This window comes from Fusibacter fontis, from assembly GCF_055378735.1.
In genome coordinates this window covers 170,456-196,220 of sequence record NZ_AP042445.1, presented here as the reverse complement: position 1 = coordinate 196,220, position 25,765 = coordinate 170,456, and the positions used below count along the sequence as shown (strand labels likewise).

Below are 25,765 nucleotides of genomic sequence, written 5' to 3'. Positions count from 1 at the left end.
GTTGCGCACACTCACGCCTGATGATATTCAATATAGGTCTTTTCAAGATTTTCATGTGCCGCAACAGGGCGTGAATCCATGATTTCTCCCTTTTTTAGAATCATCACGCGATCGGCGTACTGATTGATTTCTTCAAGATCATGAGTCACCAAAAGAACCGTTATTTTCTTGCGCGCTTTTAGGGACTCAATCATCTCCCAGAGCGCTTGCTTGCTCATCACATCGACACCCGTCGTCATTTCATCTAATATCAATACTTCTGGCTCGTGTATCAGTGCAAGCGCCAAAGTGAATTTCTGTTTTTCTCCAAATGAAAGCTTATTCACTTCAGACTCAACGTGTTCACTTAGTCCAAAGATTTCTAAATAACTTTGAGGATCTATTTTTCTATTGGCAATGGTCTGATAAAGCTTGATGACATCTTTCACCTTGGCATTGGCTTCAAAATAATTGAGTTGCCTATGGACGCCAATTTTTTCATAGATGTTTGCCGAATCCAAATCCCATTGAATCATCCCAGAGTCGCATTTGAGCACTTTTGTAATGCAGTTTAAAAGAGTCGTTTTGCCAGCACCGTTGTGTCCAATGATCCCCAACGTTTCACCAGCAAACACCTCAAATTGAATATCCTTTAAAATGGACTTTTGTTTATATGTTTTATTCAGTCTCTTGACTGTTAAAATGGGTTTCATCATCTGTCTTCCTCCATCTCTCATTTCTTAATCTGTGACATCATCATAACGAATTTGAGCGTTCGCCACATGTGTCATTCGATAGAAAAATAAAAAAAAATACTGCCAAATGAGCAGTATTTATATGACTTTAGTCATGTATGATGAAATCTTTCGCTATTGAATTGATACTGACATTTCTAAAACTTCAACGACTTAAATGTCATGGCTATTTCCGTTCGATTCCCGAGTTCACACTTTAAAAGAATACTCGATACATGGTTTTTAACCGTTCCTTCTTTAATCTCGAGCTGTGCAGCAATCTCTTTATTGGTCTTGCCTTGACTGATCAGGCTTGCAACTTCTCTTTCTTTTGCGGTGAGTTGTTGAATCTGCTCAAGTCGTTCATCACTGACATCGGGCTTTTGAGCGGTCATACTCTTCACCAGTTCACTGGTAACTTCTGGCTGAAGCATAATATGCCCCGTCAGCACGGTATCAATCGCCTTGACGATTTCCTCGCTGCCAATATCTTTAAGCACATACCCATTTGCGCCATTTTGAAGGGCTTTCAGAATCAAATCTTGTTCGTTAAATGTCGTTAAAACCAGAATTTTCATATCCGGATATTGCTTTTTAATGCGATAAGTAGCGTCGATCCCGTTCATCTCTGGCATGCGCAAATCCATTAGAATCACATCAGGTAACGTCTTTTTTGCCAATGTAATGGCTTCGAATCCATTAGATGCTTCTCCAACAAATTCAAATCTATTATATTTTTCAAGGATCAGCTTCAAGCCTTCTCGCACCATTTTTTGATCGTCTACAATTAAAATGCGTATATTATCCATTTAATATCTCCTCTGACAGTTTCACTTCGATGCAAAAGCCTTTTTCGGCCGCATCGTACATGGCTACATCTCCTTCAATGGCTTCAAATCTTTCAAATATCCCTGTGGTTCCATGACTTTTTGTAAATGCGCCTGCACCTTTGCCAAAATCGCAAATGAATAATTTATAAAAGCCATTTTCACGTGTAAATTGGTACGTCAATCGATTGCTACCACTATATTTAATGGCATTGGTAACGGCCTCTCGAATCGTGGTAAAATACAATTTTTGAACATATTCAGGCAGTTCTAAAACCGTTTCAACACCGATTCCTTCTATCTGAAATCCATTTGCAAGTTTAACGCGATTTGAAAGTTGTTCTAGCGACTTCTTTAGCGAAAACACCTCTTGTGCTTCATTTTCCTTGAGCATATTCACCGCACGCTGGCATTCGTGCATAGCCTCTTCTGTCATGCTTTTCAGTTTGCCGAGTAATTCAAATGACTTCTGATGCTCATTTTCACCAAGCATCAATCCATATTCAAGATGCATATTCATCGAGACAAGTGAATGCCCAATTGAATCGTGAATTTCCTGTGCAATGCGTTGTCGCTCCACAATTTTAGCCGCTTCTTCTTTCATAGCTTGTGCAGCGATCAACTCTTGATTCACTCGTTGATAATACGTAAAAAACCAAAATCCCGCTAAAAAAACAACGAAGTTCACGCCAATATTGATCACAGAGACAAGATCAAACTGCTCCATATTCAGCTTAAATGGTGACAATGTATATGAAAATGGCAGACTAACCAGTAACATCACCGAAAATAACTCTAGCATGATCAATGGTTTGGTATTCTTGACAAAAAATGACGACGTCATCATGATTCCCGCATAAAAAAGGCCTTCGTCGTAGCCACCTTTATAGATCAAAACACCCATTATAAGACCTGCAATCAAGATCCACTCCGTACGCAATTTTCTCAAATAACCAAACCAATAATTACTAAAATAAAGTCCACCCATCATTACCAACACAGCCAGTAAAACAGTATTTGCAATAGGCGCAGACGCTCTATTTTTTATCAGTTCCATCGCAACTAATACATGTACGTATAGCGTTGCCCCAACATTTACCCAAAAGAACACTTTTTTCTCTTGCATCGAATCCTCTTTTATATTTTAGTTTAGACATATCTTGATTTGTTTTATAACTTATTTTGAATTGCTTCATATCGTTTACAATAACTTAAAATCATCAAAACTAGCTTACCACAAATATATCCAAAGTTCATTGGAATTTCATGAGGATTTTGTGTTGAATATCTGCAGCCTCATCACATATGCAACAATAATACATTTTCACTCGGTCCTCGACGTTGTCTGCGGAAGCGTTCAAATGTATTTTTGATGCATATGTGATGAGGAATGTATTGGGTCAGGCGATGGAAGCGTTCAAGCGTTCAGATGTTCATATGTGTGAGAAGAATGTGGCCATCGATGAAAATTGATCCATTCAAAATATAATCGTTTGCTCTGAATTTATATCTTTCAGCCTTATGTTCATTCTAAAAAGTGACTTTACAAGTAAATCAAATAAGACCACATAAGCATAAAAAAAGCGCTTTCAATTGATTCTCTGGACAAATCACCAATTAAAAACACTCATCATTCAATAATTTACTTTATATTTTTATTCTAGTTATACAACTTCTTATCTTTCTTCCAACAATTCATCCAGCACTTCACACATATGAATATCCGTACGCTTGAACGCTTCCATCAACTTCATCCACCACATTCCACTTACACATATGAATATCAGTACGCTCAACGCTTCCATCAACTTCTTCCCCACATTCCACCTACGCATATGAATATCCGTATGCTCTAACGCTTCCACAGCCTCTTCCCCACATTCCACCTACGCATATGAATATCAGCACTCGCGAACGCTTCCGCAGACGCAGTCGAGGACTAAGAGAGGGAGTACTGATATTCATATGCGTAGGTGGCCGCAGACGATAGTCGAGGACCGAGTGAAAGCGTACGGATATTCATATGTGCGAGAGGCCGCAGCTACTATGGTCTCTGAATCAACAATGTCGTTCCCATGCCTCCGCCAATACACAGCGTTGCAAGGCCTTTTTTGGCGTCTCTTTTCTCCATTTCATGTAGCAGTGTGGTGATGATGCGTGCACCGCTGGCGCCGATTGGATGTCCAAGGGCGATGGCACCCCCATTGACATTGACACGATTTTCATCAAATCCTAAGGCACGGGACACAGCTAAAGCTTGTGCTGCGAATGCTTCATTGGCTTCGATAAGATCGATTTCATCTACCGTCCATCCCGCTTTTTTCAGGGCAATCTCAGTCGCTGGTACAGGGCCGTATCCCATGATTGACGGTTCGACACCTGCTGTTCCATGCGCTATGATTTGTGCTTTTAATGAGATGCCAAGTGATTTCGCCTTTTCTTCACTCATTAAGACGAGCATCGAAGCACCATCGTTGATGCCAGATGCATTGCCTGCAGTCACTGTACCGTCTTTTTCAAAGGCGGGTTTCAGTTTGGATAATGCTTCTATCGTAAGACCTTTTCGGATAAATTCATCCTCGGAGATCCATTTAATTTCACCTTTTACTTTTATAGGAACAGGAATGATTTCAGCATCAAACCGTCCTGATTTTTGAGCGGCTTCCGCTTTATGTTGACTTGAAAGCGCAAGTGCATCTTGCATGTCACGTGACAGCTGAAATTGTCGAGCGAGGTTTTCTGCTGTGATGCCCATGTGCATTTTTCCAAAGGCATCGGTTAGACCATCTTTGATTAAATGATCTTCCATTTCGACAGCGCCCATTTTCTTACCAAACCGCATAAAATCGCTCAAATAAGGCGCTCTTGTCATGTTTTCAGTCCCACCACAAAGAACAATTTCCGCTTCACCTGAGGCGATTAATTGATATGCCAAACTCACCGAACGCATACCCGAACCGCAGAGGATGTTGATGCTCATCGCTGGTTTTTCAACTGGAATGCCTGAACCGATGGCGATTTGACGCGCGACATTTTGCCCAAGTCCTGCACTGAGGACATTGCCAATGTAGATTTCATCAATCGCATCTGGTGAAATGCCCGCTCTTTCAATGGCAGATTTTGCCGAGATGATGCCAAGTTCTACAGCACTCACGCTGGAAAATTGTCCTCCAAATGACCCGATAGGCGTTCGAACAGCTGATGCAATACCTACCTTTCTCATAGTCTTAATCCTCCGTTTACCGAAAGATTATGTCCTGTGATAAATGAACTTTCGTCACTTGCTAAAAATAGTACCGCATTGGCAATCTCTTCAGGTTCGCCCAATCTTCCGAGCATGGTTTTTTCACGAATTGGATTGAGTACTTTATCGGGAACAGTCTTCATCATATCCGTATTCACATAGCCTGGAGCCACTGAATTCACTCTCACGGCATCGCCTTTTCTCGCAAACTCTTTTGCCCATGTTTTTGACATGCCGATGACGCCAGCTTTCGTCGCCGCGTAATTGGACTGTCCCACGTTACCGTATTCGCCCACCACTGAAGCGATATTGATAATCGAACCCGATCCATTTGACATCATTACAGGACCGACGAGTTGAGTTAAGTTGAAAACGCCCTTTAAATTGATATTGATAACGAGATCCCACATGTCTTCTGTCATATTCTGAATCAATGCATCTCTTGTAACACCTGCATTGTTTACGAGGATATCAATTTTTCCAAATTGCGCTACAACCTCTTGAACAAACGTTGCTAAAAACTCTCGATCCATGACATTCCCTTGATAAAAATGAAGATTTTCAGTTGGTATAAACTGCTCATCCAATTTCATATCTAAGACGATGACTTGCGCACCCTCCTCAGCAAGTCGTGTAGCAATAGCCTTTCCAATTCCTTGTGATCCACCTGTTACGATGGCTACTTTTCCATTTACTCTCATGATCATTTTCTCCTTATACTATCAGCCTATTCTAGGTTACGTTTCTTTTTCTAGAATCTTTTTCTAGAATCTTTTTCTAGAATCTTTTTCTAGTTCTTTTTCTAGTATATTTTTCTAGTTCAAATTTAAATATATTTCTTATTCCAATTTCATTACTAATTCCAATTCAAATTTACGATTCAGACTAGAGTATCCGATTTAATATTTTAACTTCAGATCCAGACTATCATTCCGATTTAACAATTTTGCTTCATTTTTCAGACGATAGTTTTTAATTTTTAATGTTTCACCGTTTACCACAGCATCAGTTTCATGGCAGATGCCTCTAGTGATTCTCTAAATTCCGGATGTGCAATCTGGATGAGACGTTTGACGCGTTCTCTGATATTCGTCCCTCGTAATTCAGCTACGCCATACTCTGTCACGACATAATCCACATCGTTTCGAGAAAGTGAGACAGCCGCTCCGGGTTCAAGTGTCGGTACGATTTTCGATTTAATGATTTTTTCACCTGTCAGAGGATCCCTCACCTCTGCAGTTGAGTAAAGTGCAATAAACGATTTGCCATTTTTCGACCGTTGTGCACCAATAGCCGTATCCGCTTGTCCCCCCGTTCCACTAATCTGTCTGGTTCCTACCGATTCTGAACAGCACTGCCCCGTCAAATCCACCTCGATAGACGTATTAATCGAAATCATATGATCATTTTTCCCAATAATATATGGATCGTTGACATAATGCCCTCTCAAGATCTCAACACCCACATTATTATGGATAAAATCATAAAGTTTTTTCGAACCCAGTGCAAAGGTGCATACCATTTTATCTTTATGAAAATTCTTTCGAGCACCTGTTACGACGCCTTGCTCATAAAGTTCCATCATGCCGTCAGTGAGCATTTCTGTATGGATGCCAATATCTTTTTTGTCTTTCAGTGCTTTTGCCACGGCATTTGGAATGCCGCCTATCCCTAGCTGCAAAGTCGCACCGTCATCGATATAATCCGCGATGTAACGGCCAATTTTCATATCTTTTTCATTAGACGGAACGTCTGCAAGTACGGGAAGTTCATAACTTGTCTCAATAAAATAGTCCACTTTTGACACATGAACTTGTGTATCGCCAAATGTCCTTGGAACATTGGGATTCATCTCAAGTATCACGAGTTTTGCGCGTTCAATGATATCCTTTTCATAGACATTGCTAATCCCCAGTGACACGTATCCATGTTCGTCTACTTCACTGCAGTTGCCGATATACACGTCAGGCATTTGATACGCCATGCGTTTATATGAGGCTAAATGGAGATGGTTAGGGATAAATGACAGGTTGCCATTTGGATGTAACTTCCTCATGGGACCGCTATAAAACCAGCCTTCCATTAAAAATGACGATTTGTAATGGGGATCACTGAAAAAGTCGTAAACGCCCATGGGTAAGCACGTGATAATCGAGACGTCTTTGAGTCTGCTTGCCTGTGTATGCAATTGACTGAGGATTGCATGTGGCTCAGCAGCTGCCAGTCCAGATACGACGTGTTGACCGGATTGAATTAAGGCGAGTGCTTCTTCTACTCGAATCATTTTATTGGATATATTGGGTTTCATTCATTTACCTCCTTTCCCCACTTGATGACATTGGCTGCCCACACGTACCCGATTCCAGCGGCAATCATGGAGACAATATCTCCGTCTTTCAGCAATCCGAGTTCATTGGCAAGATGTATGGATAAGATCTGATCCACTTGTCCAATATGACCATATTCGCTTAAATAAATTGATTGTGATTCCGTTAAACCGAGTAAATCCAACATATTTTTATGCATAGAGTACTTAAAGTGCAGTACCGCCAAGTAATTTAATGATGACTTTTCCACTTTTGATTTTTCAAATGCACGATCAATACAGTGCATCCAATTCGTCATGGAAACTTCATTGAGACGATTTTTCATGTGCTCAGGATTCATAAGGCGTAGTGAGCGATAGGCTTCCTCGACATTGTCAGCAGTGATCGGATTGGCGATTCCACCGATTGCAACGCCTGCATCTCTTGCCATACTGCCATCTGACATGATGTGTGTTTCGAGAAGTAAATTTTCAGGATGATTGGCTTTGAGTAAAATAGCGCCTGCGCCTGCTCCTAAGTTGAACATCATGCTCATATTGGGATCTGCATAATCCACAAAATCGCCATTGCGATAGCCACCACAGATGAGGATCGTATCGATGGTTTCATCAGCTACCAACATGTCTTTTGCGATTTTCATGGCTGAAACCGTGGTACAACAACGGTTTTGAACGTCAATTCCCCATGCGTTAACCGCTCCGATTTGCTCTTGAATATAAACTGCTGAGGTCGTGAGCGGATATTCTTTCCATTCTTCCCCCATGCACAAGATCACATCGATGGATTCTGGTGCAATACCTGTGTTATTCAGACAATCCCTTGCTGCACAAACGGCCATTTCTTGCGTGCCATCTTGTGGACCTGGAACTGGTTTTTGTGTAAATCCTAGCTTATGAATAATGGCATCTTCACTCCAATGCCCATTGGTTGCCTTTGAAATTTCTTTTGCTGTCATATGTGTTTTAGGGATATAAATACCCGTTCCTACTATACCTACTATTCTCTTTTCCACTTTGTCCTCCAAAATTTGCATCTTTGTCTATATACTACGCAAATCTCGTGCCAACATGAAAACAGCGGATACAACTGGAAATTGAACAAATAGTGACTGAAAAACCGACAATTATATGTACAAAAAAAGAACAGTGTTCAAAATATAAACAACACTGTTCTTGCATCTTTTTATGAATTTATAAAGGTTCAATAGATTTTCAATAGCTGCTCACCAGATTCGCGTAAAAATACTTACAAGTCGATAATATGATACTTATCGATCTTTTCGTATAGGCTGGTACGGCTGATGCCGAGGATTTTGGCTGCTTTAAGTTTATTGTACTGAACGGCTTTTAAGCATTTGATAATCGTGGTCTTTTCTACTTCTTCTACAGCGTCTTTCAAGCTCGTGAGAATCGGCGCTGAGACAGGGATTGCCACTTGATCTTCAACTTGTTGTAAGATGATGTACTGTGGGAGATGGTGAATCTCGATACTGTCCGCATCCGCTAAGTTAATGGCGCGTTCGATGATGTTTTCAAGTTCTCTGATATTACCCGGCCAATGATAGTGTTTGAGATGTTCAAGTGCTTCCACCGTAATGGTGTTCACATAACGCCCCAGCTGTTTGGACAGTTTGTCCATGAGTTTAAATGTCAATCGTTCAATGTCGTCTTTTCGCTTTCTAAGGGGTGGAATTTCAAGATTGATGACATTGAGTCGGTAGTAAAGATCTTCTCTGAATTGTTGCTCTTCAATGGCTTTTTTAAGGTCGCGATTGGTTGCGGCGATGATTCGACAATCCACTTGAATGGTCTTCGTTCCACCGATGCGTTCAATTTCCTTTTCTTGAAGCACTCTGAGAATTTTTACTTGCATCTCAAGTGGCATATCGCCTATTTCATCTAAGAAAATTGTTCCACCAGACGCAAGTTCAAACTTACCGATTTTGCCCTGTTTTTTAGCGCCTGTAAATGCCCCTTCTTCGTAACCAAAAAGCTCAGACTCCAGCAAATCTTTTGGAATGGCAGCACAGTTAATCTTTACAAATGGACCATATGCCACGGCACTTTCATTGTGAATGGCGTGTGCAAAGAGTTCTTTACCCGTTCCACTTTCTCCTACGATTAAGACGTTGGATGTGGTTTTGGCTGCTTTCACTGCCATGCGCTTGGCATCTTGCATGGGCACGGAATCCCCCACGATGGTATCAAGCGAGTATTTTGCTCCTCGGATATGTCTAAGTTCATCTTTAAAAACAGAGAGTTGTCCCTCTAAAAGGCGGTTCTTATCCACAACTTCCCTGAGTGCTTGTAAATCATCAAAGACGACCATTCCAAATCCATAAGCGACTTCACCTTGGTCGTCTAACACCGGAATCCGGTGGACTAAAGCAGTATGTCCATTTGAGAATTTATGTTTAAAGTTAATTTCAGGTGTTTTTGTTTTGATGACATAAGGAAATCTCGTGTTTGGGTCGATTTCTGCAACTGGACGCCCGATAATTTTATCTCTAGGCATTTCCAAATACTGCGCGAAATATTCGTTGATCATCACGACTTCAGATGCGCGATTCACGATGATAAATGGAATGGAAATTGGGTCGAAGATTTGCTGTAAACGCTGAATAAACACGTCATCCATCAAGGTTTCTTGTTTGCCTTCATAAATGCTCATCGGATCCTCCTTAATAAAGTCTATGTAATGCGCTAAAACTCAAGCGAACAGTCGCGTCTGAATTGCCTATGTAAAAGGGCAACTGCAATATGATGCAATTGCCCTCTAAAATTATTTCGTCTATCAAAATTATACCTTGACCCTTGTCCAAATTCAACATAAGTCGGTTAAATCATAAAAGATTTAACGCTTCAACAATTTTCAGAGTCATTCGGTAACAGCATTCTCTTCATAAACGAACTGCTTATAAAATCTGAAAAGTTTTGTCGCCAAATGCGAGAAATCCATGAACCGCTCCAAAGAACAATTCGGGTTGCTCATACATCGAAGCGTGGCCACATTTTGGTAAAATACACATTTTGGATCCCTCGATGTGTTCGTGAAGCAGACGCTGCATTGGAATCGGTGTAATGAGATCTTCTTCTGACCCGATAATCATAACGGGACATTTAATCGCATTTAAAAGTGCTCTTGCATCGTAAGATTCGGCACTTTTCACAAGCCTGATAAACGCATCGTACCACTGTGTGTCCAGAACTCGAACAAATAATTTTTCTCGTTCTTTTAACCATTCGAGTTCTCGTTCATAGAACATCCAAGAGTAAATCGGAGGAATGGTCGCTTTGAAAAAAACGCTGCCATCATGTGTTTGCGCCGCTTGTATCCATTGTTCCCCCACTTCCCTTAACTGAGCATGTGTATAGGCAGTGGTATTGGCTAAAATAGCATGGCTGACACGTTCTGGGTATTTTACTGAAAACTGAATGGCGATTTCACCGCCGTAGGAGATGCCGAGTATCGCACATTTTTCCAAATGAAGCGCATCCATTACACTTCGAACAGCCTCTACCTGAAGATCTTGTGAATAAAACGCGTCCATTCGAGAGGACTGACCTTGATCGATAAAGTCCATTAAAATGACTTGATAGTGTGAACTTAATACTGTCATAAAAGGTTTCCAACTGGCTGTACTCATCATGATTCCGTTGAGAATCACCAGCGTCTGTGAACCTTCTCCATAACTTTCATAATGAATCTGTAGATCCATGTAATGTGCTTTTGGCATTGAATCACTCCTTGATAATCCGAACTACACTCATCATATCATCTACCATAGGATTGTGACCACAAGATTTCAGAATATGAAGTCTCGACTTTTCACCGAGAGCATCATGAATCCCCGTTGCCATATCCATTGGAACGACGATGTCACCTTCGCCTTGAATGATCTCCACAGGACACTGAATTCGGTGAACGGCCCCCGTGCCTTCTACAAGTCCATTGGACTCATCCGAAAGATTAAATCGCGTGAGCGCATAGTCGATATCTACGAGATTTTTTTGTTTGAGCGCTTCCATCATCTGTGCTTCGAAAATGGAACCATCAGGAAGATTGCCCTGTGTATAAATGGCCATTTTCCAGAGCATTTTATAAAAATTAATGTCCTGCTCTTCAATAGCTTTTAGCGCAGGCGCTACTTGTATCGGATCATTTGCAATACTTTCTTTTGTACGCAATAAGCTCGTCAAAATTGGCTGTCCACTTGCATCTTTTTCAAAAATCGGATACCCCTTAATGCCGACGCTATCTAATAAAATGAGGCGCTTCACTAGCTCAGGGTTGTCTGCGGCAAACTGCATGGCGATGCCACCACCTGTAGACCAACCGAGAATCTCCAAATCCTTTAATCTGAGCAGTTCGACAAATTGTTCTAAATCTTCGCTCAGGTCTTTTAAATCATCAAACCGATTTTGATAAGATGAAAAACCGAAGCCTCTTAAATCCACTGCGTAAATCTTGAATTGATCTGCGAGCGCTTCCATTAACGGCAGAAAAAAGAAAGATGATGACATGTTGCCATGGATGAGGAGCAGCGTACGAGCGCCACTCCCACCTTCTCTATATGCGAGAATTTCTTCTCCAATTTGTATCTTTTTAAGTTCAAAGTGTTCCATAGAACCTCCCAGAATTTCAATCGTTTTCGCTAAAGAAGTGCTTATTTTTGATTTAAGATTGAATCGATGCTTTGAAGTGGTTTGAATTCAACCCATGCGCCGTCTGGATTTGAAAAATCAACTTTTGAAAGGTTCATTTCCTGTGTACCAAGTCGTTTACCACCTGCATAGTCAATTACGCCACCAAATGGGTTGTTGATAGGTGATTCTTCTAGTGCATCCATATACTTATCCCAAGTAATTGTGCCATCCACGCGTTTGAGGCCTTCTACAAAGAAGTGAGCAGCAATCCAGCCAGTCATGGCAAATACGTTGTCTGCATATTCTGGTGTATATTTCACAAATTCTTCTAATGATTTTGCTCTTTCTCCTTCAAATGATACCCAACCATTGCCGTATACGTCAAATTGTCCAGCGACTTCATTGACAAATGCTTGAGCAATAACTGGAGATACGTTTACATAAGTTGTGATGACATCAACGCCTACATTTTGTGCTGCCAATTCTTTGATAATTGTAGGAATGGTTGCTTGGATCGCTGCACCGAGGATAAAATCTACATTTTCAGCTTTGATCGCAGTAACTGCAGATGATACGTCTGTTGCGCCCGGTGCGACTTGTTGACTCACGATGTCCACTTTGAGTTCTTTTGCCATAGCTTCAGCGCCCCATAAAAGATCGCGGCCCGCATCATCATTGGTATAGATCACGCCTAATTTTTTAGCGCCAAAGTCACCCACTGCTCTTGCTACCATGATTTTACCTTCTGTTTGATAGATCGGTTGAACAGGGAAAATATTTCTCGCATCTTCCGTTGCATTTTCTGAGTAAAGTTGACCAATACCTGTTGCAAAGTATACAGATGGAATTCCGTATGATTTTAAATCTTCAAGCGTCGCTGCAACAACTGGTGTTCCAAAATGACCAACGATTGCAAATACTTTTTCGTCTTCTACAAAGCTTGAAAGTGCCGCTTTTCCTTTAACTGGGTCAAATTCGTCGTCTACGTGTTTGAACACGAGTTGTCTACCTTGAATCCCGCCTTCTTCGTTGATTTTTTTGAAGTATGCTTCGATTCCAGCGTTAAATGGTACGCCTACTGGTGCAAATGCGCCTGATGTCGCTGCCGAGTTTGCTACGATGATTTCTTTATCCGTAATCCCTTGTGCCCATTCATTGCTTTCTTTTTTTGTCGTACCACATCCAACAAGTGATACCATCATAACAACTGTCAATAAAATTGCTAAAAATTTCTTCATAAAAATCCTCCCAAATTATTTTAAGTTTCATCTGTTGACGATCTGACAACGGCATGAGTCCGAAGTCAATTTATAATTGAGATACATCGGTATCTCGAACTATCTAAAAGGCTGCTATTGATATTTAACCATTCTCTTTTCCTAAATACGCTTCGAGCAACGCGGGATCTTTTAATAGCGCCGATGATTCCCCGTGCATTTTGATTTTTCCAACTTCTAAGACATAGGCGTAATCGGCAATTTTCAGTGTTTGAGCGGCATTTTGTTCGACGATTACCACTGTGGTGCCCGATTTTTTAATTTCTTGGACAATGTTTAAGATGTCTTTCACGATCAGTGGTGCGAGTCCAAGTGATGGTTCGTCTAAAAGAAGGACTTTCGGACGGCTCATAAGCGCTCTTCCGATGGCGAGCATTTGCTGTTCTCCACCCGATAATGTTGACGCCATCTGATTTTTACGTTCTTTTAAAACTGGAAAATAACCGAATACCCATTCCATGGATTCTTTCACTTTTCTTCGGTCTGATAAGGTAAATGCTCCAATTTCAAGATTTTCTTGAACGGTAAAGCCCTTAAAGACTTGTCTTCCCTCAGGAGATTGCGCCAACCCCATCTTTGCAATCTTCTCAGGTGATGAGTTTTGGATGTTTTGATTGAGAAATGTGACTTCCCCTTGAGTCGGTTTAACAAGTCCAGACAACGTTTTTAAAGTGGTGGTTTTACCAGCACCATTGGCACCAAGCAGTGCGACGATTGACCCTTCAGGCACTTCAATATCAATGCCCTTGAGCGCTTCTACACCTCCGTATGACACACATAAATCTTTTATACTTAATATCAGTGGACTGCTTGTTTGATCACATGCTTTATTCGTCGATTGATTCATCTGCTGCTTCTACCTCCATTCCTAGATAGGCTTCTTGAACTTTTGGATGTGCTTTGATGACGTCTTTTGTGCCTTCTGCGAGTTTCTTTCCAAAGGAAATGGCACAGATTCGGTCGCATACATCCATGACAAGTCGCATATCGTGTTCAACGAGCAAAATGGTGCAGTGATAGGTGTCTCGAATCATTCGAATACGCTTTGCCAGTTCAAGTGTTTCCGTATCGTTAAGTCCTGCTGCTGGTTCATCTAAAATAATGAGCTTTGGTTCGCCTATAAGTGTTCTTGCAAGCTCGACTTTTTTCAAGATTCCGTAAGGTTGACCAGCAACAAGCGATGTACTTAGGTGATGAATGCCAAGTGATTCTAAGATGGACATGGCTTTTTCTGTCATGCGTTTTTCTTCGTGACGCGCTCTCGGTAGTCGAAATGCCTGCTCAATTAAAGTGGCTTTCAGGCCACTGTGTGCCCCGATGAGCACATTGTCGAGAATCGACAGTTCCTGAATGAGCTCCACGTTCTGAAAGGTTCTAACAAGGCCGAGTTCAATGATTTCGTGTACTGGAAAGTTCATGAGATTCACGCGACCTTTATGCATACTTTCAAACCATACACTGCCGTGATCTGCCTTGTAAAATTGAGTGATGCAGTTGAAAACAGTTGTTTTTCCAGCACCGTTAGGTCCAATGAGGCCGTATATTTCTTTTTCGTTGATATGAAAGCTCAAGTCGTCGACTGCTTTCAGTCCGCCAAAGGCTATCGAAAGATTTTCAATGGATAATATTGCTTGTGAATTCATCTTTTTGAGCCTCCTTTAAACACTTTTGTCAGTTTAGCTTTAATATCCCGACCTGCAAACGCAAGGCCATTTGGATAAAAGATAATCACTAAGATAATGAGAAGTCCGTTTAGTACATAGGACATTTGATTTAAAAACGGAATTTGTTTTAAGAAAATATCCGGAACCGCAAAGACGATAAATGCACCTAATAACGTGCCATATATCGATCGCAATCCGCCGATGACAATCATCGCTAAAAAGTTCAGCGAGAGACCTAGATTCCAAATTGAAGGATAGGAGTATCTAATAAAGTGAACATATAAAACACCTGCGATACTTGCATATGCCGTGGCAAGTGCAAACGCAATGAGACGATGTCTCAGGAGATTTACGCCCATTGCCTGCGATGCTGCCTCGCTGCCTCTCATGGCGTTAAGAGCGCGACCGAGTTTCCCTTTCATGAGGTTGTACGTCATCATCATCACCCCGATGAGAACGATAACGACCAAATAATAAGTGGTCGTACGATCGAGTTGATAGAAGCCAAATAGTTTTGGATAGCTTGCCGTCTTACCACCAAATCCATTGGTAAAAAAGTTGAACTCTTCAAACGTTTTTCTAAGGATCTCACCCACTGCAAGTGTGGCTATAGCGAGATAAATCCCCTCGATTTTAAGTGAAACAAGTCCAATCAGAACGCCTATAAATGTCGATACGGCTATTGATACCAGTAAAGCCAGTTCGAATGGCAAGTTCATGTCCATGGTCATGTATGCAGAAATATACGCTGCAAGCCCCATAAAACCAGCCGTTCCCAAAGAAATCAATCCAGAATACCCCAATAAGATATTGAGTCCAAGTGCCGTTATGGCAAAGATCAATGTTCCTCCAAGTGTTGTGATCAATCCAATTTTGATCAATCCCATAGAGCTTAAAACAGGGACGAGTAACAGGACCAATCCAAGCAAAATAAATTGAATATATGGATTCTTAAACTTCATTTGCTCACCTATACTTTCTTAACGATTTTTTTGCCAATTAATCCATAAGGTCTGAAGACTAAAAAGACAAGAATGAGTAAGTAGAGAATTTGACCGCCCCAAACGGAAGAGACGTAAAATAAAAGTAAATTTCTCAAAATTCCGATTAAATAAGCGGCAATTACTGGGCCATAAAAAGTTTGAAATCCGCCTAATACAACTGCTACAAGTGCATTTACTTGTATTTCATCCATCAGATTTAAACTCACTGAAGTCATCGGTGCAGCCATGACACCTGAGATAACACCTAAGATTCCAGCAACTGCCCATGCCCCTAGTGTGACTTTGCTGGTAGATACGCCCATGAGCCTTGCGATATTTTCATTTTCAGCAGTTGCTCGAACTGCTAATCCAATTTTTGTTTTTTGTAGGACGTAGAACAATCCAAGCATGACCACAAATCCAAACACGATATTAAGTAGTCCGTTTAAAGAAATACTCGCGCCAAGTACTGCGATGTTATTTCCTTGAATGAGTTTAGGTAAATTAAGTGGGTCGACGCCAAATAACAAAGGCGTAATCCCTAAGATGATCATCACCAATCCCAGCGTAATAATTTGCTTGGCAACTGGTGCGACTTTTTTGGTTCGTCTGATGATGACAAAATCGATCACCAATCCCATGATAATGGCACTGACTATTCCGCCTAGTATGGCAAGAGGTAAAGACAGGCCTACCGATCTAAAGAGATACGTTACAACAAATGTATTAAACATCGCAACAACGCCCTGAGAAAAGTTTGTGATATTGGAAGTTCGCATAACGATGATAATGCCCAGTGCCGCTAAAGCGTAGATGCTTCCAGTTTCGAGACTTCGTAAGATAACTTGTATAAATGTACTCAACTTAACACCCCTTCTGTTTATATTTCAGCTAAACGATATCTTGTTTCTGTTGAATGCTTATATCTTTGATGTCATTCATTTTAGCTGCTATTAGATGCCTTCACTCTTATCTATGCAATATCGATGCCAACATGTGACGTTTTCGAAAAATCTTTCTGCTTTGCACCAAAATCAATGTCTCAATACTTTTTATCCCGATATTTGTCGCAGCAAAACGAAAATGGACTGTTCTCATTTTCGAACATGTCCATTATATTGACAGAAAAGTGTTCAGTATTTGTGCAATGTGTTCATTCACTAGACAGTTATGGAAATTGCATCATGACCTTTTAAGTGCCAAAATCATGTGTTATTAATTTTAAAATGGCTCAATCAACAAAGAATTCAGATGCTCAATCAGAGAAATTGATTCTAAGGCAGAAATTTGGATATCTATAGAAAAATAGCTATTTAGTCGTTTACATATACTTCTGTGTAGACATTGTTTCGCTTTTGATTTTTACATCGTTACCGAGTTTAATCCGATGAGCCAGTTGATTGATTTACGGAGGCAGTCTATGAGAAATAAATTCATACTTACCGTTGGAGTTCTGTTTGTAATCCTTATAATTCTTCAGATGACCATTCAGTATGCCTCGCCTGCATTTGAGCTTACAGAACCTACGGAAAGCGCTCGAAGCATCTTTACACCAGAAGAACGCGAATGGCTTGAAGCACATCCGATTATCTCAGTGGCGCCTGACCCAAACTACGCCCCTGTTGAGTTCTTTGAAGATGGCAACTTTGAGGGGCTGTCTGTGGACTATCTGAACTGGATTTCTAAGACTTACGAGATTCAGTTTGACTTCGTTTACTATGAGTCTTGGGCAGACATCATGATTGCTTTAAAAAATGGCGATGTCCTTTTACAAACAGGAATAATCAAGACACCAGAGCGTGATAAATACCTGAGCTTTACAGATCCTTACAGCGATATGCCGTCAGTTCTCATGATTCGAAAGGACTTTGACGTCCAACTAACAGAAAACACCTTATTTAACTACAAAGTCGGCGTTGTAAACGACTTCGCTGTTGAAGAATATATCCGTGCCAAATATCGCCCCAAAGAATTAACAGAGCTTGAAAATGTTAAATCGGCACTTGAAGCCCTTTCAACAGGAAAAGTGGATGTCCTCGTACTTGATATTGGTCAAGCGACCTACTATGTCGAAAAAATGGGCATTACAAATGTCCAAATTACAAACAGCCTTCAAATTGACTTTCCAATACAGCTTAGTTTTGCCTCAAGTAGTGACACAGCCATACTTGTCAGCATTTTAGATAAAGCACTCAAGAGCATGCCGATTGAGATTCAACAATCGTCTGCAAAAAAATGGCTGGGCATCGGAGAATATACCACATTTGATAAAAAATTATTTTTTACATTTTTAACGGTTATTGGGGTTATTACGGTTTTATTTGTCTTTGTTTTTATTTGGTTAATGACCATTCGAAAAAAAGATCAACAGCTCGCACAGGCGAATGATACACTCAATAGGCAGCTCATCGCTTTGAACTCAGCGCAAAAACAGTTAATCGAATCAGAAAAAATCAATGCACTAAGCCGTTTAGCCATCGGTGTTTCGCATGAAATCAATACACCACTAGGCAATAGTTTTACCATGACGTCTTTTATGGAATCCTTGATAGATGAGCTAGCTGAACTGCTAAACGCTTCTACTGCATCTACTGCATCTACTGCTTCTACTGCATCTACTTCAGAACTCATTCTGCAGATTAAAGAATCCAATCAACTGGCGCTTCGGTCTATTGAAAAAGCAGCTAAAATCATTCGCGACTTTCAGTCGGTTGCCAATTATCAAATTCATTCTGAAGAAGAGTACTTGGATTTATCCGAAGAACTTCGTGAAATCGCAACGATTTTATCAAAACACGAAAATATGCAGTGCGACTTACAATTTAATATCATGCCAAATCTGATGACTAAAATTTCATCGCAGATTATATTGCAGCTACTAAGCGCTTTGATGGAAAATACTTATGTGCATGCATATGGAAAAACGAAAGGCGTCGTTGAGCTTCATTTGTCACAAGATGGTGAGGATGTGCATTTGGATTTTATCGATCATGGCATTGAGATTTCAAATGAAGACATTCATCATATATTCGAACCATTTTATGCGTCAAAGCGTGGTTCTTCAGAGCGACTTGGACTTGGTCTATACAATGTATTTTTGATTATCACACATTCTTTAGGTGGAAATATATCGGTTCAATCATTTGAAAATACAGGCACTCAGTTTAATATGACGTTTCCTATTAAGCATAAATAAAATAATTCTGATATATGATGTTTTGAATGTTAAATATTTCGTCAGACAAAGATTTTATCTGGTTTGGCGATTTTTTTTATGATAAAATAAATCTATATGATTCTATTCTCGGAGGTCTTTATGCAATCTGTTTTTATTTCCAGCACATTTAGAGATATGCAATCAGAACGCGATATGATGCACACAGATGTCATTCCTGCTTTAAATGCACTTGCAGAAGCACACCATGATCATTTGCATTTCATCGACTTAAGATGGGGCGTTAACACAAACGACCTAGATTCAGACGAAAGCGCTATAAAAGTACTGAACGTTTGCCTTGATGAAATTGACAAAAGCCAACCTTACATGTTGATTTTTATCGGCGATCGATATGGCTGGATTCCAGATGCACATTACATACAAAAGGCAATTTCAGCTAAGACATTTGAAATAAAAGATCCCGTTAAAAGTGTAACTGCTCTTGAAATTGAATACGGTCTACTTTCAAGGATCGAAAATGCAGATCACTGTATCGTTTGTATGCGGCGACCAATTGACCTTAGCTTAATGCGACCTGAACTCAGAAAAGAATACGAAGTTGAAGGCGACGTACAGAAAATGAAACTCGATATTTTAAAATATCAACTTGAAACGCAATTTGGCGATCAAATTCTGTATTACGATGCGACATGGTCGGAAGAAAAACAGCAATTCATCGGACTTGAACCTTTGAGAGATCAACTTATTGAACGATTTAAACGTCTATTTGCTACAAAATGGGGTCAACACCTCGCGCTGTCGTGGCAAGAACACTTAAATCATTCATTTGAACAACAAATGAAGGAAAAAGCACAGAATTTCTGTGGGCATCACACGCTCCTTCTTAACTTGCAAGAACTTATTTTTGAAGACAATCACAACCTCCTTTTAATCAAAGGTGAGCCAGGCGTGGGCAAATCTAGTTTACTCTGTAAAATTGGAGATGTTTGCGCTGCAAATCAAGTACAAGTTATGCCATTTTTTGTTTCTCAAGATGCCAAAAGCACAACCATTCGGGATTTACTTTTCGAACTCATTTGGTGGACAGAACGTCAACTGCAAGTTGAATCTAAACCATTTCCAGATGACGTCAGCATACACGCGCTTCAATCTTATCTTTCTCAACTCTTGACGCCTTATACTGAAAAAACGCTCCTCTTTCTCTTAGATGACATCGATTTACTCAACACTGAAGGATTGCCTTTATTTGCTTTTCTGCCCGACTCTATCACTCAACATGCAAAATGGATTTTCACTGCAAATCAAGCCTTCAACTGTCCTATTATTCCAGAAACTGTTCACGAAGTGATCTTGTCAGGATTAAATGACAAAACGCACGCCCATGAGTTGATTGAGACTGAGCTTTCTATGCATCACAAATCCATTGATTCATCCGTTCTTGATACTTTGTTGGAGCAAGGACAATGGTCCAATCCACTTTATTTAAAATTTCTCGTGCAAAGACTCCTCATGATGAATTCCCACGATTTAAAATCAGCACAGACTGCTGCAGATCTGAATCGTCAAATGGTTGAACTTGTTTCCGCCTGTCCGTCAACATTAGCTGAACTATCTACTTATATTCTAGATGCCGCCGGACATCAAGTTGCACCTGCGATGTCTCATGCCATTTTTATGTGTCTGGCTATTTCTCCCTATGGGCTTCGTGAACGCGATATAGAGGCTCTTTTAACCATGAATCACATAGAGTGGTCAACACTTGACTTTACGAGACTTTCAAATTATCTTCGCACGCTACTCTGTCACAAAGAATCGGGATTTATAGATTTTCAACATCGCCTGATTCGGGAGCATTATTTATCTTTGTATGAAGAAGAAAAAGACACCTATCTGCGTGCACTACACACCTATATTTTAACGCTTGATTATACCGATCGCCTGAGACAGATGGTCGGACTCTACACTACGTTTGAGCGACAAGATTTTCAAACACTTAAGAGTGCTATGTATGATGCACGAATGCATGTAAAAGAAGGGTCATTAGTGGCCAGTCAAATGATGTCGTTACTTCGCCAACATGGCATCGAGCTACTTCTAACTGCTTTCAAGTCCATTGAATCCGATACAGAACTTGAAGTTATCATTGCATTTATCTGCGATTTGTTGTATCCATTTATCAATCAAACGGATGAAGATTTGGCACTTGGCGTATCAATTTTTGAGTCAATTTGCTTAGAACTGTCCGCTTCTCATCGACTCTCAAATAGCCCTATTACGCTTTCAGGGTTTTATAATCGCATGTCCGGACTTTATTTGACATCAAACTTACCACATGCGCCACAATGTCTTGCGAAGTGCACACATTATGCATATGAAGCCTATCGACAAAAAATGTCGGTGCAAACCATCGGCAATTACTTCATTGCATGTTATAAAGAAGCCTTTTATCACCATCATAATCAGGATTCAATCAAAGCACTCGAACTCCTTGAGTCTGCTTTTGAAATCTACGAATTTGCCAATGCACAGGCTTTTTCAAGTACACTACTTGCAGAATTAATTCCACTCGATATACTTGCATCGAAATGTCATCTAGATATTGGGAACGAACCAAATGCAGTCTTATTTTCGCAAATTGGTTTAAATCACGCTTTAGATCTCTACCGTACAAGCACAAGTGTCGAGACTTTGGAATTAGTGGTGTCTGCTCTTTCACATGTGACTCAGTTATTTCCCGTTATTCAGTTCAATGAAGAACAAAAATTATCTCATTTGAGCGAACTCATTCATCATCTTGAAGATCTATACCGACGCACCAATCACGTCAAGTGGCTTTCTGAATTATTAAAATACAAAGCCGCTCGATTAGAATATCAATTTGATGAGGCATGTGCTCTTGGCATTATTTCAACCTATGAGAAACTTTTAGAAAATCAATATGACCTTCATCACTTAAAACATCTGTATCAACTCAATTTTAAACTCGGAACTTTTTACTATCAAAACCAGCGTTTTAACGATGCTTATACACGAATACACGCTGCTATTGAGCAAGCCGAATACTATCTGAACTATCAAGAACAAGTGGAGACAGAGACCATCGTTCAAATTGCTGAGATGAATCGCCAAATGGGGACTTTTCTTAACGAACTTGATCACATGGAACCCTGTATTCAATATGCCAGTAGAGCCGTACAACTTCACGTGATGTTGTCAGATTCACTGGAAAATCATGCAAATGACAATTACGCATTATGCTTAGGATGTCTTGCAGAAGATTATGCTAAAATAAATGATTATGGCATCTCGAGAAATCTATTTATCAAGCAACTTTCCATCTTAGAATCGCTGTTCAATACCTTTTCCAATGGTCATTATAAAGAAAAACTAATACAATGCTTGAAAAATCTCTATGTCGTCCACATTAAACTAGATGAAGAATCACTCGCATGGGAATACCGAAGACGCGCTGAAGGACTCATTGCAGAACCTATTAGCCAGCATAGAAGAAATTAGAAGGAGGCACTATGATTCATACAATATCTTATGAAAAAATACGTAGTCAAACAAAAATTCTCGGCAACTATGATGTTCTCATTAACTATGATCAAGAGGTCCTGATCCATCTGACCTTCAAGGTTCCTGGAGAAGCAACTTCTCCTGTCTTCTATTATTCCGGTGGGAAACATGCCATTTTAGCTAAAAATGATCGCTGTTTGATTCTATGTGATTGCCTTCATGTAGAAACTCAACCAGTTTTGTCAAAATGTACGAAAGTCCTATTTGTTGAATCCGATCACGAAAATGAATTTCTAAGTGAATACGAAGCCGCGCTCGTGATGACACACGGCATAGATGAACTGGGCGAGCGCTTACTGAATGACAAATTGTAGTTGGGAGAAAGCTATGAAATACGCTAGTATTGAACACGGTAGACATTTAAAAGAAGCAGGACACTTAAATGCTGCGTGGAGTATTTTTTATAAAACTTTGCTCGAGGTAGAATATCAACTCAAAACAGCCGAACATACAGCACTTCGCAAAGAACAATTCGATTGCTTGCTCGAAATTGGCGACATACAACAATCAAAATTTCATCACGATGCAGCCAATCAAACATTTGAGACGGCAGAATATATTCGATCTACCTATTTATCATATCTCAATTTAGCACCGATTCAACAAGTCGGACTTCCAAAATGGAAACACGATCTCGATATAATCCATCAACTCGAACAAAACGAACAATTTTATGCACTGGTGGATGTGGGAAAACGCGTCATTGATGAAATTGAAGCGCTCGATTATAGCCAGCAATCGCGCGAACATTGGCGATTATTATGGGAAACATCTGAAACACTTAGTCGCGCTTTCACCCTAATCGACGAATCAGAAAAAGCGGATATGTATCATGAAAAAGCGGAAGATTTGGCATTTATACATGACTTCGATGATACCTCATCGTCAGAAAAATAAGGAGGGGCAACTTGGAACAACAGTATTATTACAACGAAATCATGTCGCTATATGGCCTTGATGACATGAAAACGGTCATCAAAAAGTGGCAAAATGTCTCAAAACATCTCAAATCTGCGAATGAACTTCCCATCGTACTTCCGAATCTCTTATGGTTAACCAAGCCGGGTGTTGGAAAGAGCCACTTTATCAATTTATTGTCCGAATATTTAAGCGCTGCAAAACTTATGTCCTTTTACGGCACCGTCAAATGTCTAGAGTTTTCGCTTGACTATTGCCCTGATGAACAAGATTTTTCTGAACTTAGAAGATTAATGCGTGAACTAGAAGCGGCTACAAGTTATCGCGGGGTATTTAAAGGCGTTCTTTCTGTGGAACTCAATCAGTGGATTGGACACTTTGAAAGCTTGCATTTTAAACGCTTGATGAACTACTTAGCTAGCATGGACAATAAACTCTGTATCCTATTCGTCCTTGAAAACGTGTCCGACGCTTCGACTGTTGAACTTGAACGCATTCTCGCTCAATATGTCCGCATCGAAAAAATCGTGACACCTTATCCCTCTGTAGATGATTTCATGGGATTTATAGTAACATGGCTTCAGAGATATGATTTTTCATTAATGGATGATGCAAAAGCACTCTTAAAGGACTCTGTTGCGTTTTTGCGCTCTAGCGATCATTTCGATGGATTTAAAACTTTGATTTTGATGTGTGAAGACATCGTGTTTGAAATCTGTGCTTCTGACACGTTAAATGATGCGCGCATTATTACAAGTGGAGATTTGACCGCATATGCCCAAGATGGCGTATTTATCAATCGATTAAAAGAAAACATGCAAAAAAGAGTCATCGGCTTTCAAGTTGAAAACGGAGGTGCTCAATGAATCAAGATCAATATAAACTCGCTCATTATAATACTGGTTTTCAAGAAACACGTTGGGCAACCAATGACGAAATTAAAAGTAGCGCTACAAAAGTTATGCTCGATGATGCTGCCTACTCAGGTTGCGGCCTGCCTCTCATAGGCAATTCTAAGCGATTATATCTAGACAACTCAGATACACATAGCTTGATTATCGGTTCAACAGGTTCAAAAAAAACACGTCTTTTTTGCATGCCGATGATCCATACGATGATACAAGCTGGTGAATCGTTTGTAGTCACTGATCCAAAAGGTGAAATTTACGATGCAACCTCTGGAAAGGCGCAAGAACTCGGATATGATGTGGTGGTCCTCAACTACCGTGACCTATCAAAAGGCGATATGTGGAATCCACTAAAAGAGCCTGCAATGTTATACAAACAAGGTCGGTTTGATGAAGCGACTGCTATGCTCAGTGACTTCGTCGATGCAATTTCCATGGAATCCGCTATTAGAGCCAATGATGTCTTTTGGGTCAACTCAGCTCGTATGCTAGCTCTAGCGGTTTTACTGGTCATGATGGACGTCTGTAGTTATGATGAAATCAATGTCAAAACATTTTCACGAATGTGTGTTGAGTTCGGTAAAGTAGAAGACCCGATTACCAATAACATGTTGGGGATTCCTGAAGAACAGTGGGAGCGCAATTTTTTAGACGAACTCATGAAATTGATTCCACAAGACAGTATCGCTGCGCTTAATTATTTTGCAATCAGCCGCTCACACGAAAAAACACGTGCAGATATGCAGTCGTCCCTGTTTGCTTTTGTGAAACCCTTCTTACTTCAAAGCGATCTCATTCGCAATCTCTCTGAGACGACATTTGATATGAGGCAAATCGGACGTAAAAAAACAGCTTTCTACATCATCGTTCCAGATGAGCGCAGTACGTATCATTTTATCGTCACATCATTTGTCAAACAATGTTACGAACTGCTCATCGCTGAAGCTCAAAAGGAAAGTACAAAATCACTACCTGTTCGCGTCAATTTTGTTCTAGATGAATTTTCCAATACGCCACCGATTTCAGATATGCCTGCAATGATTACAGCTGCGAGAAGCCGTAACATTCGGTTCTATCTAGTCGTTCAAAGTATGCATCAACTGGTTAAACGCTATGGAACAGATGCTGAAACCATAAAGGGAAACTGTGAAAACTGGGTGTTTCTTGCCAGCAAAGAGTTGAATTTACTAGAAGAAATCAGTCGTCTTTGTGGCAATACTCGAAATTACGACCCACATGAAATTCAACGGCCGCTCATCACCATTTCCGAGCTCCAGAAATTGAAAAAAGATCAAGGGGAAGCGTTGATTTTCTTTGCACGCCATTATCCTTATATCACTCAGTTGCCAGATATTTCACAGTATGGATTTAAAGTCTATCCACCAGCGAATATTCGAAATATTCGAGAAGACAAAATTCTTCATATTGGTCCAAAAGAACTTCACGAAGCAATCATCACCGGACAACGTCCTATCCCATTTTCAGATCTTATTTAGCGAGG

At 40.3% G+C, this 25,765-nt stretch carries 22 protein-coding genes; 6 read left to right on the top strand and 16 right to left on the bottom strand.

The features are described from left to right. Positions 1 to 11: 11 nt before the first annotated feature. From ACZ41W_RS00825 to ACZ41W_RS00750, 16 genes are all read right to left on the bottom strand, one after another. The gene (locus ACZ41W_RS00825) at positions 12 to 695 is read right to left on the bottom strand and encodes an ABC transporter ATP-binding protein (protein ID WP_464312996.1); all 684 of its coding nucleotides are present in this window, start codon (positions 693 to 695) and stop codon (positions 12 to 14) included. A 176-nt stretch (positions 696 to 871) separates the two neighbouring features. After that, positions 872 to 1,522 carry a response regulator gene (locus tag ACZ41W_RS00820; protein ID WP_464312995.1) on the bottom strand — a complete coding sequence of 217 codons (651 nt, stop codon included), beginning with the start codon at positions 1,520 to 1,522 and terminating at the stop codon, positions 872 to 874. Further along, the gene (locus ACZ41W_RS00815) at positions 1,515 to 2,666 is read right to left on the bottom strand and encodes a sensor histidine kinase (protein ID WP_464312994.1); all 1,152 of its coding nucleotides are present in this window, start codon (positions 2,664 to 2,666) and stop codon (positions 1,515 to 1,517) included. The genes ACZ41W_RS00820 and ACZ41W_RS00815 overlap by 8 nt, the downstream gene beginning before the upstream one ends. 550 nt (positions 2,667 to 3,216) lie before the next feature. Further along, positions 3,217 to 3,405 (bottom strand): hypothetical protein, encoded by a 189-nt coding sequence (locus ACZ41W_RS00810; protein ID WP_464312993.1) that lies wholly within the window; start codon positions 3,403 to 3,405, stop codon positions 3,217 to 3,219. 179 nt (positions 3,406 to 3,584) lie between these two features. Then, positions 3,585 to 4,763 (bottom strand): acetyl-CoA C-acetyltransferase, encoded by a 1,179-nt coding sequence (locus tag ACZ41W_RS00805; protein WP_464312992.1) that lies wholly within the window; start codon positions 4,761 to 4,763, stop codon positions 3,585 to 3,587. After that, positions 4,760 to 5,485 carry a beta-ketoacyl-ACP reductase gene (locus ACZ41W_RS00800; protein ID WP_464312991.1) on the bottom strand — a complete coding sequence of 242 codons (726 nt, stop codon included), beginning with the start codon at positions 5,483 to 5,485 and terminating at the stop codon, positions 4,760 to 4,762. The genes ACZ41W_RS00805 and ACZ41W_RS00800 overlap by 4 nt, the downstream gene beginning before the upstream one ends. Positions 5,486 to 5,778: 293 nt before the next feature. Further along, positions 5,779 to 7,092 (bottom strand): acetyl-CoA hydrolase/transferase family protein, encoded by a 1,314-nt coding sequence (locus tag ACZ41W_RS00795; RefSeq protein WP_464312990.1) that lies wholly within the window; start codon positions 7,090 to 7,092, stop codon positions 5,779 to 5,781. Next, a complete protein-coding gene (locus tag ACZ41W_RS00790) occupies positions 7,089 to 8,123 on the bottom strand; it encodes a 3-oxoacyl-ACP synthase (RefSeq protein ID WP_464312989.1) in 1,035 nt (344 codons plus the stop codon). The genes ACZ41W_RS00795 and ACZ41W_RS00790 overlap by 4 nt, the downstream gene beginning before the upstream one ends. A gap of 233 nt (positions 8,124 to 8,356) precedes the next feature. Then, on the bottom strand, positions 8,357 to 9,781 hold the full coding sequence (locus tag ACZ41W_RS00785) for a sigma-54 interaction domain-containing protein (protein ID WP_464312988.1): 1,425 nt from the start codon (positions 9,779 to 9,781) through the stop codon (positions 8,357 to 8,359). A 244-nt stretch (positions 9,782 to 10,025) separates the two neighbouring features. Beyond that, positions 10,026 to 10,847 (bottom strand): alpha/beta fold hydrolase, encoded by an 822-nt coding sequence (locus tag ACZ41W_RS00780; RefSeq protein WP_464312987.1) that lies wholly within the window; start codon positions 10,845 to 10,847, stop codon positions 10,026 to 10,028. Positions 10,848 to 10,851: 4 nt separating this feature from the next. Next, a complete protein-coding gene (phaZ, locus tag ACZ41W_RS00775) occupies positions 10,852 to 11,736 on the bottom strand; it encodes an intracellular short-chain-length polyhydroxyalkanoate depolymerase (protein WP_464312986.1) in 885 nt (294 codons plus the stop codon). A gap of 41 nt (positions 11,737 to 11,777) precedes the next feature. Next, positions 11,778 to 12,995 (bottom strand): ABC transporter substrate-binding protein, encoded by a 1,218-nt coding sequence (locus ACZ41W_RS00770; protein WP_464312985.1) that lies wholly within the window; start codon positions 12,993 to 12,995, stop codon positions 11,778 to 11,780. Positions 12,996 to 13,119: 124 nt separating this feature from the next. Beyond that, complete coding sequence (locus ACZ41W_RS00765) at positions 13,120 to 13,881, bottom strand: ABC transporter ATP-binding protein (RefSeq protein ID WP_464312984.1); 762 nt, start codon at positions 13,879 to 13,881, stop codon at positions 13,120 to 13,122. Further along, entirely contained in the window at positions 13,862 to 14,677 is an 816-nt protein-coding gene (locus tag ACZ41W_RS00760) for an ABC transporter ATP-binding protein (protein ID WP_464312983.1), read from the bottom strand. Before ACZ41W_RS00760 ends, ACZ41W_RS00765 begins: the two co-directional genes overlap by 20 nt. After that, the gene (locus ACZ41W_RS00755; protein WP_464312982.1) at positions 14,674 to 15,660 is read right to left on the bottom strand and encodes a branched-chain amino acid ABC transporter permease; all 987 of its coding nucleotides are present in this window, start codon (positions 15,658 to 15,660) and stop codon (positions 14,674 to 14,676) included. Before ACZ41W_RS00755 ends, ACZ41W_RS00760 begins: the two co-directional genes overlap by 4 nt. Before the next feature lie 8 nt (positions 15,661 to 15,668). After that, positions 15,669 to 16,544, bottom strand: a complete 876-nt coding sequence (locus ACZ41W_RS00750) for a branched-chain amino acid ABC transporter permease (RefSeq protein WP_464312981.1) — start codon at positions 16,542 to 16,544, stop codon at positions 15,669 to 15,671. A 557-nt stretch (positions 16,545 to 17,101) separates the two neighbouring features. On the opposite strand from ACZ41W_RS00750, the gene ACZ41W_RS00745 reads away from it, so the two are divergent. The 6 genes from ACZ41W_RS00745 (at position 17,102) to ACZ41W_RS00720 (ending at position 25,760) form a co-directional block, all read left to right on the top strand. Continuing rightward, on the top strand, positions 17,102 to 18,877 hold the full coding sequence (locus ACZ41W_RS00745; RefSeq protein ID WP_464312980.1) for a transporter substrate-binding domain-containing protein: 1,776 nt from the start codon (positions 17,102 to 17,104) through the stop codon (positions 18,875 to 18,877). A 120-nt stretch (positions 18,878 to 18,997) separates the two neighbouring features. Beyond that, positions 18,998 to 22,375, top strand: coding sequence for a DUF4062 domain-containing protein (locus ACZ41W_RS00740; RefSeq protein ID WP_464312979.1), 3,378 nt, complete (start codon positions 18,998 to 19,000; stop codon positions 22,373 to 22,375). Between the two features lie 11 nt (positions 22,376 to 22,386). Then, entirely contained in the window at positions 22,387 to 22,752 is a 366-nt protein-coding gene (locus ACZ41W_RS00735) for a hypothetical protein (protein WP_464312978.1), read from the top strand. 13 nt (positions 22,753 to 22,765) lie between these two features. Then, positions 22,766 to 23,335 carry a hypothetical protein gene (locus tag ACZ41W_RS00730; protein WP_464312977.1) on the top strand — a complete coding sequence of 190 codons (570 nt, stop codon included), beginning with the start codon at positions 22,766 to 22,768 and terminating at the stop codon, positions 23,333 to 23,335. A gap of 11 nt (positions 23,336 to 23,346) precedes the next feature. Then, a complete protein-coding gene (locus tag ACZ41W_RS00725) occupies positions 23,347 to 24,222 on the top strand; it encodes a hypothetical protein (protein ID WP_464312976.1) in 876 nt (291 codons plus the stop codon). Then, positions 24,219 to 25,760 (top strand): VirD4-like conjugal transfer protein, CD1115 family, encoded by a 1,542-nt coding sequence (locus ACZ41W_RS00720; RefSeq protein WP_464312975.1) that lies wholly within the window; start codon positions 24,219 to 24,221, stop codon positions 25,758 to 25,760. Before ACZ41W_RS00725 ends, ACZ41W_RS00720 begins: the two co-directional genes overlap by 4 nt. Positions 25,761 to 25,765: the final 5 nt, after the last annotated feature.

Coding starts and splice junctions, on each gene's coding strand:
- ACZ41W_RS00825 (WP_464312996.1), bottom strand. CDS start 695: ATGATGAAACCCATTTTAACAGTCAAGAGACTGAATAAAACATATAAA.
- ACZ41W_RS00820 (WP_464312995.1), bottom strand. CDS start 1,522: ATGGATAATATACGCATTTTAATTGTAGACGATCAAAAAATGGTGCGA.
- ACZ41W_RS00815 (WP_464312994.1), bottom strand. CDS start 2,666: ATGCAAGAGAAAAAAGTGTTCTTTTGGGTAAATGTTGGGGCAACGCTA.
- ACZ41W_RS00805 (WP_464312992.1), bottom strand. CDS start 4,763: ATGAGAAAGGTAGGTATTGCATCAGCTGTTCGAACGCCTATCGGGTCA.
- ACZ41W_RS00800 (WP_464312991.1), bottom strand. CDS start 5,485: ATGAGAGTAAATGGAAAAGTAGCCATCGTAACAGGTGGATCACAAGGA.
- ACZ41W_RS00795 (WP_464312990.1), bottom strand. CDS start 7,092: ATGAAACCCAATATATCCAATAAAATGATTCGAGTAGAAGAAGCACTC.
- ACZ41W_RS00785 (WP_464312988.1), bottom strand. CDS start 9,781: ATGAGCATTTATGAAGGCAAACAAGAAACCTTGATGGATGACGTGTTT.
- ACZ41W_RS00780 (WP_464312987.1), bottom strand. CDS start 10,847: ATGCCAAAAGCACATTACATGGATCTACAGATTCATTATGAAAGTTAT.
- phaZ (WP_464312986.1), bottom strand. CDS start 11,736: ATGGAACACTTTGAACTTAAAAAGATACAAATTGGAGAAGAAATTCTC.
- ACZ41W_RS00770 (WP_464312985.1), bottom strand. CDS start 12,995: ATGAAGAAATTTTTAGCAATTTTATTGACAGTTGTTATGATGGTATCA.
- ACZ41W_RS00765 (WP_464312984.1), bottom strand. CDS start 13,881: ATGAATCAATCGACGAATAAAGCATGTGATCAAACAAGCAGTCCACTG.
- ACZ41W_RS00760 (WP_464312983.1), bottom strand. CDS start 14,677: ATGAATTCACAAGCAATATTATCCATTGAAAATCTTTCGATAGCCTTT.
- ACZ41W_RS00755 (WP_464312982.1), bottom strand. CDS start 15,660: ATGAAGTTTAAGAATCCATATATTCAATTTATTTTGCTTGGATTGGTC.
- ACZ41W_RS00745 (WP_464312980.1), top strand. CDS start 17,102: ATGAGAAATAAATTCATACTTACCGTTGGAGTTCTGTTTGTAATCCTT.
- ACZ41W_RS00740 (WP_464312979.1), top strand. CDS start 18,998: ATGCAATCTGTTTTTATTTCCAGCACATTTAGAGATATGCAATCAGAA.
- ACZ41W_RS00735 (WP_464312978.1), top strand. CDS start 22,387: ATGATTCATACAATATCTTATGAAAAAATACGTAGTCAAACAAAAATT.
- ACZ41W_RS00730 (WP_464312977.1), top strand. CDS start 22,766: ATGAAATACGCTAGTATTGAACACGGTAGACATTTAAAAGAAGCAGGA.
- ACZ41W_RS00720 (WP_464312975.1), top strand. CDS start 24,219: ATGAATCAAGATCAATATAAACTCGCTCATTATAATACTGGTTTTCAA.